Source organism: Arthrobacter sp. B3I9, from assembly GCF_030816935.1.
In the GTDB taxonomy this organism is placed as follows: domain Bacteria; phylum Actinomycetota; class Actinomycetes; order Actinomycetales; family Micrococcaceae; genus Arthrobacter.
On the sequence record NZ_JAUSYO010000001.1, the window covers coordinates 283,931 to 297,119 of the forward strand.

10 protein-coding genes are annotated in these 13,189 nt (G+C 64.9%); 7 read left to right on the forward strand and 3 right to left on the reverse strand.

The features are described from left to right. The 5 genes from QFZ65_RS01475 to pknB are packed head-to-tail and all read left to right on the forward strand — an operon-like array spanning position 1 to position 8,455. Positions 1-1,746, forward strand: coding sequence for a PP2C family serine/threonine-protein phosphatase (locus QFZ65_RS01475; RefSeq protein WP_306907704.1), 1,746 nt, complete (start codon positions 1-3; stop codon positions 1,744-1,746). Then, the gene (locus QFZ65_RS01480) at positions 1,743-3,191 is read left to right on the forward strand and encodes an FtsW/RodA/SpoVE family cell cycle protein (RefSeq protein WP_306907707.1); all 1,449 of its coding nucleotides are present in this window, start codon (positions 1,743-1,745) and stop codon (positions 3,189-3,191) included. Before QFZ65_RS01475 ends, QFZ65_RS01480 begins: the two co-directional genes overlap by 4 nt. Then, on the forward strand, positions 3,188-4,642 hold the full coding sequence (locus QFZ65_RS01485) for a penicillin-binding transpeptidase domain-containing protein (RefSeq protein ID WP_306907709.1): 1,455 nt from the start codon (positions 3,188-3,190) through the stop codon (positions 4,640-4,642). Before QFZ65_RS01480 ends, QFZ65_RS01485 begins: the two co-directional genes overlap by 4 nt. Next, on the forward strand, positions 4,639-6,492 hold the full coding sequence (locus tag QFZ65_RS01490; RefSeq protein WP_306907711.1) for a protein kinase: 1,854 nt from the start codon (positions 4,639-4,641) through the stop codon (positions 6,490-6,492). The genes QFZ65_RS01485 and QFZ65_RS01490 overlap by 4 nt, the downstream gene beginning before the upstream one ends. 7 nt (positions 6,493-6,499) lie before the next feature. Continuing rightward, positions 6,500-8,455, forward strand: coding sequence for a Stk1 family PASTA domain-containing Ser/Thr kinase (gene pknB, locus QFZ65_RS01495; RefSeq protein ID WP_306907712.1), 1,956 nt, complete (start codon positions 6,500-6,502; stop codon positions 8,453-8,455). 81 nt (positions 8,456-8,536) lie between these two features. Here pknB and QFZ65_RS01500 read toward each other — a convergent pair whose 3' ends face one another. Together QFZ65_RS01500 and QFZ65_RS01505 are read right to left on the reverse strand one after the other, a co-directional pair. Then, positions 8,537-9,178 (reverse strand): aminodeoxychorismate/anthranilate synthase component II, encoded by a 642-nt coding sequence (locus QFZ65_RS01500; protein ID WP_306907714.1) that lies wholly within the window; start codon positions 9,176-9,178, stop codon positions 8,537-8,539. A 170-nt stretch (positions 9,179-9,348) separates the two neighbouring features. Beyond that, positions 9,349-10,137 (reverse strand): class E sortase, encoded by a 789-nt coding sequence (locus QFZ65_RS01505; protein WP_373427623.1) that lies wholly within the window; start codon positions 10,135-10,137, stop codon positions 9,349-9,351. Between the two features lie 206 nt (positions 10,138-10,343). On the opposite strand from QFZ65_RS01505, the gene QFZ65_RS01510 reads away from it, so the two are divergent. Together QFZ65_RS01510 and QFZ65_RS01515 are read left to right on the forward strand one after the other, a co-directional pair. Then, a complete protein-coding gene (locus QFZ65_RS01510) occupies positions 10,344-10,598 on the forward strand; it encodes a cell division protein CrgA (RefSeq protein WP_306907716.1) in 255 nt (84 codons plus the stop codon). Between the two features lie 163 nt (positions 10,599-10,761). Beyond that, the gene (locus QFZ65_RS01515) at positions 10,762-11,367 is read left to right on the forward strand and encodes a DNA-3-methyladenine glycosylase I (RefSeq protein WP_306907719.1); all 606 of its coding nucleotides are present in this window, start codon (positions 10,762-10,764) and stop codon (positions 11,365-11,367) included. 939 nt (positions 11,368-12,306) lie between these two features. On the opposite strand, the gene QFZ65_RS01520 is transcribed toward QFZ65_RS01515, so the two are convergent. Then, complete coding sequence (locus tag QFZ65_RS01520) at positions 12,307-13,188, reverse strand: rhomboid family intramembrane serine protease (protein WP_306907721.1); 882 nt, start codon at positions 13,186-13,188, stop codon at positions 12,307-12,309. Position 13,189: the final 1 nt, after the last annotated feature.

The window sequence follows — 13,189 nt, forward strand, 5'->3', positions numbered from 1 at the left end:
ATGGCTGCCCCCGATATCCCCGCAGACAGGGCCGAAGGCAAGACACCCACCCCGAAGCGGCCGCTGATCATGCGCTATGCGGCGCGTTCCGACGTCGGCCGCGTTCGCGCCAAGAACGATGACTCCGCCTACGCGGGACGGTACCTCGCCGTCGTCGCCGACGGCATGGGCGGTCATGCCGGTGGTGACGTCGCCTCTGCGGCGACCGTGCTCGACATGATCCATCTGGACCATGACAACTACGACGACGACGACGCCGAGACGGTGCTGGCCGACGAGATCCAGACTGCCAACTCACTGCTGTCGGAACTCGTCCATATCAATCCCAAGCTCGCCGGCATGGGGACCACTGTCACCGCGCTGCTCCTGGCCGAAGGCAAACTTCATTTCGCCCACATCGGTGACTCCCGGGCCTACCGCCTGCGCAACGGCGAATTTGAACAGGTCAGCATCGACCACACCTTTGTCCAGCGCCTCATCGATGAAGGCCGGCTCCGGCCGGAAGAGGCGGAAACCCACCCGCACAAGAACGTCCTCATGCGGGTCCTGGGTGACGTCGATGCCAGCCCCGAACTGGACCTGGCCTCCCTCGACGTCGAACCGGGTGAGCGCTGGCTTCTTTGCTCAGACGGGCTGAATTATGTTGCCGGCCATGTGGTGGAACGCACGGTCCGGGAAACCAAGGATCTGCGCGAGTGCGCAGAAGAACTCGTTGACCTCACCCTCGAAGCCGGTTCCCCGGACAACGTCACGGTTGTGGTCGTGGACATCGAGGAACGGACTCCCGACGACGTCCGGACGGCCGCCGTCGACATCGTGTCCACGCCGGTCGCCGCTGCTGTAGCCGCAGCCGTCTCCCGTTCGGAAAGCGCGCAAGGCGCCGCAGACGCATCCGGGGCCCAGCAGAAAGCCACCGCCGGGAACACATTTGAGAGTCCCGGAGCACAACTTGACGAGGAGGCCGGGGCGGCCGAAGCAATTCTTTCCGGCTCCGCGGACGCGGCGGCAGGCGGCGACGCCTCGAACCCCAGCGGCCTGCGGGACGGGGACGGCAAGGAGCCCGAGTCCAGCACGGATCCTCACCTCGGCGAGCACCTCTCGGCCGAAGTACTGCGGGAGGAACTCTCCACACGGCCGCACGAATTGGTGGGTGCTGCGGCAGCCGCCGCGGAATCAGGATCCATTCCTACCATCGCCGGACGCACCGTTGCGCGCCGGGCCGCGACGGTCCTGACGCACAAGTCCGAGCAGGCCCGCGAGGAGGCGGAGGAGTACCGCGCCGCTCCCCGGGCGCGGCGCTGGGTGACAATTTCCATCGCTGCGGCAATCGTTGCCGTGCTGGCTGTCGGGCTGTGGCTCGGCTATGCGTGGACCCAGACGCGGTACTACATCGGCGAACACGACCAGCATGTGGCTATCTTCAACGGGGTCTCCCAGCGCCTGGGGCCCATCCAGCTTTCCACCCTAGAAACGGTGACCGAAATCAGGATGTCTGACCTGCCCGAATTCTCCCAGCAGCGCGTGCGCCAGACCGTTCCCGCCCGTGACCTGTACGACGCGCAACGGATCGTGAAGAACCTGGAGCTCACCGGAACCACCTCGCCGGCAGACGAGTGCCACACGCCTTCACCGTCGCCGCCGGCCAGTTCCGCCCCGGCAACCCCCAGCCCGGAGGCCGGCGGCACAGTCGCGCCCACCGCTTCGCCCACGCCGACAACTGCTCCGACATGCGAGGCCGGCAAATGACGCAGATCGACCCGACCCCCAGGCCCCGGCGCAACGTGGAACTTGTCCTGCTTGTCCTGGCCCTCGCCGTGGGAATCGGAGCCAATGCCCTTGTCGGCGTGGACCGCGAAAAGGCGTTCGATACCGACTTCTGGTTCCAGTCCGGCCTGCTGACTGCAGCTGCTCTCGCGTTTCACCTCGTGCTGCGCATCCGGGCGAAATATGCCGACCCGGTAATACTTCCCTTGGTCGTTGCCCTCAACGGCCTCGGCCTCGCCATGATCCACCGTCTGGACCGTGTCGGGGAAGACACGGGAAACAACCAGTTGCGCTGGACCCTCGTGGCCATGGCAGTCGCAATCGCCGTCATTTGGTTCCTGAAGGACCATCGGATCCTCCGCCGATTCACGTTCATCTCACTGGCTGTGAGCGCGGCTTTGCTGATCCTGCCCCTCGTGCCAGGCGTCAGTGCCGGTGAGATCCTTGGCGCCCGCGTCTGGATCAGGCTCGGGTCCATGACGTTCCAGCCCGGTGAGATCGCCAAGATCACGCTCGCTATATTCTTTGCGGGGTATCTTTCCTCGAACCGCGATCTCATTCTGCTGGCCGGCCGTAAGGTCGGGCCCCTGCAATTTCCGCGGTTCAAAGACATGGGTCCCATGGTCGCGGCCTGGCTGGTGAGTATCGGCGTCCTGATCTTCCAGCGCGACCTTGGATCCTCAATCCTCTTCTTCGGGCTGTTCCTCGTCATGATCTACGTGGCGACGAGCCGGATCAGCTGGGTCATCATCGGTGTGGTCCTCATGTCCGCCGGAGGGTTTGTCGCCTCCCGCGTCTTTTCGCACGTGGCCCTGAGGATTGACGGCTGGCTCAACGCGTTCACCGAAGAGGTCTACGGCAGGGAATTCGGCGGCAGCCTCCAGATCGTCGAGGGACTATTCGGCATGGCCAACGGCGGGCTGGTGGGCACCGGGCTCGGCCAAGGCAGACCAAACCTCGTTCCCTTCGCGAACAGCGACATGATCATCGCTTCCTTTGGCGAGGAACTGGGACTGATCGGGCTCTTCGCCATTGTCCTGATGTACCTGTTGCTGTTCACCCGCGGATTCCGGGCCGCCCTCGGTACCCGGGACGCCTTCGGGAAGCTGCTGGCCTGCGGGTTATCCTTCGCGATCGCCCTGCAGTGCTTCGTGGTGATCGGTGGCGTCACACGGTTGATTCCGCTGACCGGGCTCACCACGCCCTTCCTCGCCGCAGGTGGATCCTCCCTGCTGGCAAACTGGATCATCGTGGGCCTGTTGCTGATGATTTCGCACACCGCCCGGAGCCCGGTGGACACCACTCCGCTCCCGCCCGGCCAGGAACCGGGAGCCCGGAAGGACGCTCCGGCAAAGCCCTTGCCGGTGCCTTCCTCCGGCCCCCGTACCAGTCCAGAAGCACCCACCGAGGCGGTGAAACAACTGTGAACCAGGCCATCCGCAACTCATGGATCGCTGCGATAGCGATGTTCGTCCTGATCTTCGGCGCGCTCAGCTACGTGCAGGTGGTCGGTGCCGACGAGCTCAAAGCCAACGCCTGGAACAAGCGCACCCTCCTCCAGAACTACTGCAACGACCGCGGTGCGATCATCGTCGGGGGCACCCCGATAGCCGAATCCGTACCGGCCACGGAGAGCTGCAAGTTCCAGCGCACCTACACCCAGCCCGAGCTGTACGCCGGAATCACGGGGTATTTCTCCCGTAGCTACGGCGTGACCGGCCTGGAAAAGACGATGAATGACGTCCTCGCCGGCAGCTCGGACCAGCAGTTCCTCGACAGGGTCGGCCAGCTGTTCCTCGGTAACCAGCCCAAGGGCGCGTCCGTGGAGTTGACGCTGGATCCGGCCATCCAGAAACTCGCATACGACCTGATTCCCGACGGCCAGCGCGGCTCGATCGTGGTGACCAACCCGAAGACCGGCGCAATCCTCGCGATGGTCTCCAAGCCGTCCTACGATCCCAACCTGATCGCTTCGCAGGATCCGGTTGCGGAGCAGGCTAACTTCAATGAGCTCAACAAGGTCCCGGGGATCAATCTCAACCAGAGCGTCAGTGGTCCCACCGGGGCACTGCTGGCCCCGGGATCCGTCTTCAAGCTGGTCGACACCGCCGCCGCCCTCAGCTCGGGGAAGTACAACAAGGACAGCGATCTGCCGAACCCGGCTGAGATGCCCTTCCCCGGGATCCAGTACAAGCTCCCCAATTACGCCGGGGGCAACTGCTACACGCGGAATACGGCGAGTTTCGCCTTTGCCTTGCAGCAGTCCTGCAACACACCGTTTGCGAGCATTGCCCTGGACCTGGGTGAGAAGGCGATCGCGGACCAGGCGGAGAAGTTCGGCTTCGACCAGGGTGTGGGTGACCAGCTCAAGCTGGAGTACGCTCTCAGCAACTTCCCGCGTGACCTTGACCAGGCCGGGCTGGCGCAGTCTGCGATCGGCCAACGAGACGTCCGGGCGACCCCGCTGCAAATCAACTTGATGACTGCCGCTATCGCCAACGGCGGAGTACAGATGCAGCCGAACCTGATCAAGGCGGTGCGTTCCCCGGACCTGCGGGTGCTGGACGAGCCGAAGCCCTCGGCTCTACGAACGTCCACCACGCCTGAGATTTCGCGGCAGATCACCGAGTGGATGACCAGTGTGGTCAGCGACGGCATCGCCCGCGGCGCTGCCGTCCAGGGGGTCCAGGTGGCCGGAAAGACCGGTACTGCCGAGTTGGGCACCGGGCTGAACAACTCATGGTTTACCGGGTTTGCCCCAGCAAACGATCCGCAGGTGGCTGTCACCATCGTCATGCAAGGCGTGGACATCACAAGCGGCGCAAAGCTAACCAGTCCGAACGCGAAGAAGATCTTTGAGGCGGTGTTGAATAAGTGAGGCCTACATCAGGAATCACCCTCGGCGGCAGGTTCCAGCTGACCACGCGTATTGCGATCGGTGGCATGGGAGAAGTCTGGAAAGCCAAAGACCTGGTTCTTGGCCGCATCGTCGCCATCAAGGTGCTCAAGGAGGAATACACCGGTGATCCGGGATTCCTCCAGCGGTTCCGCGCCGAGGCCCGGCACACTGCTCTGTTGAACCACGTCGGCATCGCCAATGTCTTCGACTATGGCGAGGAAGAGGGTTCCGCATACCTGGTGATGGAGCTGGTGCCGGGGCAGCCGCTGAGCAGCATCATTGACCGCGAGCAGGTGCTCTCCCCCGACCGCACCCTGTCCATGATCGCCCAGACCGCCCGCGCGCTCTCCGTGGCCCACGCACAGGGACTGGTGCATCGCGACATCAAGCCCGGCAACCTGCTGATCACTCCGGACGGGCGGGTCAAGGTCACCGACTTCGGCATCGCCCGCCTCGCTGACCAGGTCCCGCTGACCCAGACCGGACAGGTGATGGGCACCGCCCAGTACCTGGCGCCCGAGCAGGCCACCGGCCAAACGGCCACCGGTGCATCGGACATCTACTCACTCGGCGTCATCGGCTATGAATGCCTCACCGGTCACCGTCCGTTCTCTGGTGAATCGCAGATCGCCATCGCCCTCGCGCAGGTCAACGACGCCCCTCCGCCGCTGCCCGAGACACTTCCCAAGCCGGTCCGTGCCCTGCTGATGTCGATGCTCGCCAAGGACCCGAGGAACCGCCCGGCCGACGCCATCAAACTCGCAGAAGCCGCAGAAGCCATCCGCAACGGTGACATCGCCGCAGCCCATGCAGCCGTTCCGGGCATGCTCCTCTTCGAAGCCACCACCGGACCCATCACGGCGCCCACCGATGTCCGCACGGCGGCTACCAGCGTGATCGGTGCGACCGCCGCCGAGGACCGGACGACGTCGGCCACCTCGGCATTGCCGGTAGTCGGCGCGGCCGGTGCCGGTGCCGCCGCCGGGCTGGCCGCCGGTGCCGCCGCCGCCAGCGCCTACGGTGCCCGGAACACTCTGTCCCGTGCCGATGCCCTCGCTGCCGAACGCCAGTGGGTACAGGAAGACGATGACTACGAGGAGCCGATCGATGAGCCGGCCCGGCGAGGCAGGAGCCCATGGACCTGGCCGCTCATTGCGTTGATCCTGCTGGTGCTGTTTGCCCTGGTAGGCGTCGTCCTCACGCAGGCCGGCATCCTGTTCCCGACCCAGGCACCCTCAAGCAGTAACGCCGTGGTCACCAGCTCCAGCGCACCGCCAAGCAGTCCGACCCCGTCCGTGACGTCCACATCCGCCACGCCCACCCCCACCGCCAGCTCGGCCACGCCTACGGAGACGACGCCGGCCGCCGTCAACCTGATCCCGGACGCCTACCGCGGCCGGCAATACAACGACGTGCGGAAAGACCTTATTGACCGTGGATTACAGGTCACCGGTGCCGAGGTCTTCAACGGGGCGGCCCCCGGGACTGTCCTCGACATCGATCCTTCCGGACCGGTACAACCGGGCGAGACCATCACCGTGACCTACTCCAAGGGACCTGAATCCAAGGGCCCGGAGATGGTTTCGGTGCCGGCTATCCCGTCCGGTGCCAGCGAGGCGGCGGTCCAGCAGGCCATCCAGGGCGCGGGGCTGCGCTGGGTCAAGGGTGCGGACGTCAAGGCAAGCAGCAAGGGCGAGGATCCCGGCACGTTCGTCAGTTCCGAGCCTGCCTCGGGCAGCAAGGTTGCAGCCGGCTCCGTGGTGACCTATCACCTCGCGGCTGCCGCGTCCGCCACCCCGACGCCGACCCTCACTCCGAAGCGACAGTAGGCCCCCATTGTCTACTTCACCCCGCACGCCGTCGCACAGGGAGGACAGCGGCCCCCTGAACACCCAGCGCGTCCTCAGCGGACGCTACGAGCTGGGTGAGCTGATCGGACGCGGCGGCATGGCTGACGTCTTCCGGGGCACGGACACGAGACTGGGCCGCACCGTCGCCGTCAAACTGCTGCGCCCGGACCTTGCAAGGGATCCCCAGTTCCAGGCGCGGTTCAAGCGCGAGGCCCAGGCGGTGGCCGCCCTGAACCACCCTTCGATCGTCGCGGTGTACGACACCGGGGACCATGCGGTGCCCGGCGACCATAACGACAGCGTGCGCGTGCCGTATATCGTCATGGAATTCGTGTCCGGAAAAACCATCCGGGACATGGTCCGGGCCGGAGAGGTCAGCATCGACCAGGCGATCGACTTTTCCCTGGGCGTCCTGTCGGCCCTCGAATACAGCCACAAGGCCGGCATCGTGCACCGGGACATCAAACCCGCGAATGTGATGTTCTGCCCCGACACCAACAGCGTCAAAGTCATGGACTTCGGCATCGCCCGGGCGATGGCCGACTCGTCCGCAACAATGACCCAGACCCAGGCAGTGGTGGGCACGGCCCAATACCTGTCGCCGGAGCAGGCGCGCGGCGAGACCGTGGACGCCCGAAGCGACCTCTACTCGGCAGGCTGCCTGCTCTACGAGATGCTGACCGGACGGCCGCCGTTCGTCGGGGACAGCCCCGTTTCCGTGGCCTACCAGCATGTCCGCGAGATCCCGGAACTGGCCAGCAGCCTGAATCCGGAAATTTCCGATGCCCTGGACAGCGTGCTCATGAAGGCGCTCCAGAAGAACCGGGCAGACCGTTTCCAGGATGCAGCCGCGTTCCGCCGTGCCCTGCGCGCGGCCCGCAACGGTGTGGGAGTGGCGCCGCTGCCGGCGAGCGAAGCCCCCACGGATCCGAACGACACAGTGCCCACACCCGAGAACCAGCCAACGGCGGCTTTCCTGATGACCGGCGCCAAGTTCCTCGATGACGTCCCGGGCGGCAGGCTGCGCCCCAGCCAAGGTATTGAGCAGAACGCCCTGACGGCCCAGGCCGCCGATACGTTCGGTTCTCCCGATACCGGCAGCCTTCCACTGGTGCTGCCCCTCGAACGCGAGCACACCACCCAGCAGAAGTCCCGACGTCGCGCCTGGATCGCCACCTTGGTGGTCCTGACACTGCTGGTGCTCTCGGGCGGCGGACTCTGGCTCTACAACATCATGAACCAGGCACCGCCTCCGGTAGTGAAGGTCAACGTGCCCTCTGTGGCATCACTGACGGAATCCGAGGCGCTCCAGAAGCTCTATGACGCGGGCCTTAAGCCGCGGATCAGCCGGGTCCAGCACGACACGGTTGCCAAGGGCACCGCTATCAGTACTACGCCCGCTTCGGGCACTTCCCTGGAGCCCAACGCGGAGATCATCCTCAACGTCTCCGACGGTCCGAGCGCCGTCGCGATCCCCGCCGACCTGCCTGGCCGGACGGAGGCGGCCGCACGCGACGTCCTGCGGCAAAAGGGATTGGTCGGTGCGCCGGCGACCATCATGAACAACAGCTCCACGGTGCCCGCCGGCATCGTCATCACCACCAAGCCGGCTCCCGGTCAGCCGGTCGCGGTAGGAAGCACCGTCGAACTGGTGGTTTCCAACGGCAAGGTCGCTGTACCCCAGCTCATCGGGCTGCCGCTGGCCGAGGCTGACGCCGCCGTAAAGGCGCTCGGGTTGACCCTCAGCGTGACAGAAACCGAGAACTCGCAGGTCCAACCGGGGAAGGTCACATCCCAAGGCGATGCTGCGGAGGCGTTGGTCGAACAGGGCAAGGTCATCGCCGTGACCGTCGCCAAGGCCCCACCGCCCCCGCCCCCGCCGTCTCCGACTCCGACGCCGACGCCAACGCCAACGCCGACCTCCTCGAAGGGGTCGAAGTAGGCACCGGATAACGCCGAGGGAACCCGTCCCAAGGCCGCCCGGCAGGGTCGGCGCGGCCCGGACGGGCGGTCCGTGCGGCCGTTAGTGTTTGATGAGCGGGCTCAGCGATGCTGCCCGCTGGGCGGCACCTGCCATGCCCAGTGACTCCAGCCAGTTGCCCAGCATCTGGTAGCCGCCTTCGGTGAGCACCGACTCCGGATGGAACTGGACACCGCATAGCGGCGCGTCGCGGTGCTGCAGCCCCATGACAATTCCCGTGCCGGTCTCCGCTGTGATCTCCAGAACCTCCGGGATGCTTTCCCGGACGGCAGCCAGGGAATGGTAGCGGGTTGCGGTGAACGGGGACGGGAGCCCGGTAAACACGCTGGAACCGTGGTGTTCCACGAGTGAGGTCTTGCCGTGCATCAGTTCCGGCGCGTGCGTCACCGTTCCGCCGTAGGCTTCGGCCAATGCCTGGTGCCCGAGGCATACGCCCATCATCGGCTTCCCGTGTCCGCCGCACCACTTGATCAGTTCAATGCACACGCCGGCCTCCGCAGGGGTTCCCGGACCCGGCGAGACCAGGACACCGTCTCGCGCCTCGGCCATCTCGATGGCCTCCGCGAGGGTGACGTCATCATTGCGGACGACTGTGGTCTCCGCACCGAGCTCCTGGAGGTATCCCACCAGGGTGTAGACAAAGCTGTCATAGTTGTCGACGACGAGGATCTTGGTTGTGCTCATGGGTGACTTGCCGAACCAATCGTTGAATCAGTGAACTGGGTGAATTGTGCCATCCAGGGAAAAAGGAACTGAACCATCAATACCAGCCCGCCGGTGGCTAGCACCAGCGCAGTGGCAATCCGGAGCCACAAGGGCCCGGGAAGGCGACGGAAAATCCAAGCGTACAAACCTCACTCCTCCCTCATGGCGCGCTGCACCTGTGCTGCTATTTCGGCCGGCGCCCCTGCTGAAACCGGACGCCATTGCTCCAGGAGCGCATAGGCCACGAATCGTTCCTGTGAGCCGAAACGCGGGTTACAGGTGGTCATGGTGAGGTAGCTTTCCGTTGGGGTTGCCGCCGGCTGGAGGGGCACAGGCAGCAACACGTCTGTACGGTCGGGCAGGACGACCTGGCTGTTGCGGAACACGTAGACGTAGAACCCGTTCACGGTCTGGACATAGATCCTGTCCCCGGAAACCAGTGCGTCTATGTTGTCCAGAACGGCGCCATGAGTCTGGCGGTGGCCTGCAACCGCGAAGTTTCCAACTCCCCCTGGCATCGCCGTGCCTGCATAGTGCCCGATTCCCAAAGAGTCCAGGACCGCCGGGCCCGTGCCCTGGACGATTGGCCGGCTGTAGTCCGGACCGAACCTGGGGACATAGAGAAGGCCGATCGTCGTCCCGTCGGCGGGTTCAGGAAAGCTGGGGACGGGGCCGTAGCCCCCTTCCGCCTCCAAGGACGGGGCAGCAGGGCTAACCTGATCCCGGCCGTCCCCCTGGGTTGCGACGTGAACTTCGGCTGACTTCATCTGGCTGGCAAAGTCTTTGACGGCCGCCCGTTGCGTCACCGCGGACTCCAGATTGGTCCACCACAGCTGCCAAGCGATGAAGAGAACAAGGATGACCCCGGCGGTGAGGAACAGCTCTCCCAGAAGCCTGACGGCGCCGGCAGCCCATGCCCCGGATGTCCGGGTGGGGATGACTGCGGCTTTTTCCTCCAGCTGCGGCACCCTGGCTTCCCTCCTGGACGGACGCGGCGGACGCGGGCTCGGCTTGAACTCCGGCTAGAATTGGCTCCGACTAAGAGTTCAAACCCGACCGAGAGCGCACCCACCGCTGGCATATTCCTTCTTGCAGGATATCAAGCCGCGGTTTCGCTCTTGGTCCAGCCCGCCAAGGAGGACCCGTGCCCGAGTCGAAGCCGCGAAAGAGAACCACCCGCGAGCCGCAGCAGGCTTCGGCCGTGGACCAGCACAAGCCCAACGCCGTCTGGTTCAAGCCGGTGATGTTTGGCCTGATGATCATCGGGTTGCTGTGGATCATCACCTTTTACATCAGTGAAGCGGCCTTCCCGGTTGGCGCGTGGGGGTCCTGGAACATTGTGGCGGGCTTCGGCATCGCAATTGCGGGCTTTCTGATGACCACCCGCTGGCGCTCCTGAGCCGTAGAGGGCACACGACAACCGCCTTAGGGGCCGGCACACGCTGAGTGTGCCGGCCCTTTGCCATATCTGCCTTCGCTGACGAATGAAAGCTGGCACGGGGCGGCCGGCAACCGGATGACAGATAATGCTGGAAGCGGCACCACCCTCAGGAAGGACTTGTATGACCCCCGGCAGCACAAGTTTGGTTTTTGGTGACGACGGCCTTGCGCGTCCGCCGTGGGCGGCAGTGGATCCGATGCTGCGCGAATACTATGACACGGAGTGGGGGCTGCCGGTCCGCGATGAGCAGGGACTCTACGAGCGGATCAGCCTGGAGGGCTTCCAGGCGGGGCTGTCGTGGGCCACCATCCTCCGTAAGCGCCCCGCCTTCCGGGCAGCGTTCAAGGATTTTGATCCCGATGCCGTCGCCACCTTCGGTCCGGCGGATGTGGAACGCCTGATGCAGGACGCTGGAATAGTGCGGAATCGGCTCAAGATCCAGGCGGCCATCACCAATGCCAGGGCAACCATCGCGCTCCGGGACGACGGCGGGCTTGTGGACTTCGTGTGGCAGTTCCAGCCCGCATCGACGCCTTCTCCGACCACACACGAGCAGATCCCCACCACGTCCGCGGAGTCCATTGCGTTATCCAAGGCCCTGCGGAAGAAGGGGTTCGCGTTTGTGGGACCGACAACCATGTTCGCCCTAATGGAAGCGATCGGGATGGTGGACACGCACTTAGTCGACAGCCACCGGCGGGGAAGCTCGGGCGTCTGGCCTAGCTGAAGTTGTGCACAGGCCGGATCCAGTTATCCACAGTGTTGATATTGGCCTCCGGCAGGAAGAGTGGCCGAAAAGCCCGGACTGGCCCGGGTTTTAGGCCCTTCGCCATGCTCGAGGCCCAGGAAACACCGCACGACGAGTTATTAACAGTGTGGATTCACTGTGGATAACCCTTGCCGCAGTTTCATTCCGCCCGCCGGCATCGCGACTTGCCGGGCTGCATGGAGCGAAGCCGGGAAAACTCCGCGCCGCACCTCGCTTTCCTGAGTTATCCACTTAACAACAGTCGACTACCCACAAATTATCCACAGGTGGGGATAAGTTGTGGTTTGCAACGGTTGGAAGGCGTTGTGGGCGGGCGAGAGGGTCCGTTGGGGCGGGAAAGGTCGAAGCGCGCCGGGAGCTTCGCTGTGCATAACCTTGTTGAAATCCACGGCGGAGCGCCGTTTTGCCGCGGACGCAGCCTCGTTTCGTCCTCCATTCGCCCCGGCGCTACTGTCCCACTGCCGGATCACGGCGCTGGGACCGCGAGTTGTCCACTTAGCCACAGGCCAACCCACAGGAGTTATCCACAGGTGTGGACACCGTCGCGGCCCGGAGGGGAAAGATCGCCGCCTGGAGCGGTCAGATCGAGGGAAGCGGCCGTGAACTACAGGCTTGTAAGTTACTCACAGTGTGGATAACACCTGTGGATAAGCCGCGGAGGGTTCCGGACGTCCATCCTCCGGACCGCCCGCGTACGGGTGCTTCCTGTGAGGCGCAGGAGCTCAGGACGCGCCCAACTCCGGTATAGGAGGGACATTCATCGGGGGGAGGCGGTGTCGGCACACCAGCCAGCGAGGGGCGGCGCAAGAACCACTCGAAGAGGGCCGGGCCAGCACAAAGTGCGGAGGGCCGGGGCCAGCCCGAGCGCGGGGAGGCGGCGCAAAGACCGCCGAAATATCAGGCGCTGGCGACCCGTAGGGCGCTGAGTCCAACCAGGAGCGCCAGAACCAGCACCAGGCCGGCCGCCTGCAGGAGGCCTCGCCGCGGACCCCGGGGGGCATAGGCAATGGCTGCGGCACAAAGTGCGCCGGTCACCAGGCCGCCGAGGTGGGCCTGCCAGGCAATTTGAGGCACCAGGAATCCGATGACGCCATTGACGGCAATTAATACCCACAGCTGCCGGGTATCGCCGCCGCGGTGGCGCTGGACGACGAGCATGGCTCCGAAAAGCCCGAAAATGGCGCCGGAAGCGCCAACAACCCCGGTCACCTGCTGGCCGGGAACGTAGCCCGGAGTCAGCAGGAGATAGCCCACGGAACCGCCGAAAGCGGAAAGCAGGTAGACCGCAAGGAAACGGATGCGGCCCAAAAGAGGTTCAAGAGCCTGCCCGAACATCCACAGCATGTACATGTTCAGAGCGATGTGAAGGATGAAGCCCTGGGAATGGAGGAAGGCGGAAGTCAGCATCCGCCACGGCTCGAACACTCCGAAGTCCGGGCTGGCATAAACAGTGGCAAAAGCCAGATTCTGGTAGATCCCGTCGTCGGGGACCACCCATTGCAGTACATAGACCAGGGCGCACAGCGCGATAATGAGGAACGTGGCCATCGGACGCCCCGTTGCTATGGCGCCGCCGTAAACAGTCTTGCTGGCCGGCGTCGTACGCCTTGTTTCGTTGACGCAGTCAACACATTGGAATCCGACGGCGGCCGCCCGCTGGCAGTCGGGGCACGCTGGGCGCCCGCAACGCTGGCACCGCACGTAGGCGGGCCGGTCCGGGTGCCGGGGGCACACCGGAATCTGCGCGGACGGCTCGGCCGCCGGAATTCCGTAGCTCATG

Coding starts and splice junctions, on each gene's coding strand:
- QFZ65_RS01475 (WP_306907704.1), top strand. CDS start 1: ATGGCTGCCCCCGATATCCCCGCAGACAGGGCCGAAGGCAAGACACCC.
- QFZ65_RS01520 (WP_306907721.1), bottom strand. CDS start 13,188: ATGAGCTACGGAATTCCGGCGGCCGAGCCGTCCGCGCAGATTCCGGTG.
- QFZ65_RS01515 (WP_306907719.1), top strand. CDS start 10,762: ATGACCCCCGGCAGCACAAGTTTGGTTTTTGGTGACGACGGCCTTGCG.
- QFZ65_RS01500 (WP_306907714.1), bottom strand. CDS start 9,178: ATGAGCACAACCAAGATCCTCGTCGTCGACAACTATGACAGCTTTGTC.
- QFZ65_RS01480 (WP_306907707.1), top strand. CDS start 1,743: ATGACGCAGATCGACCCGACCCCCAGGCCCCGGCGCAACGTGGAACTT.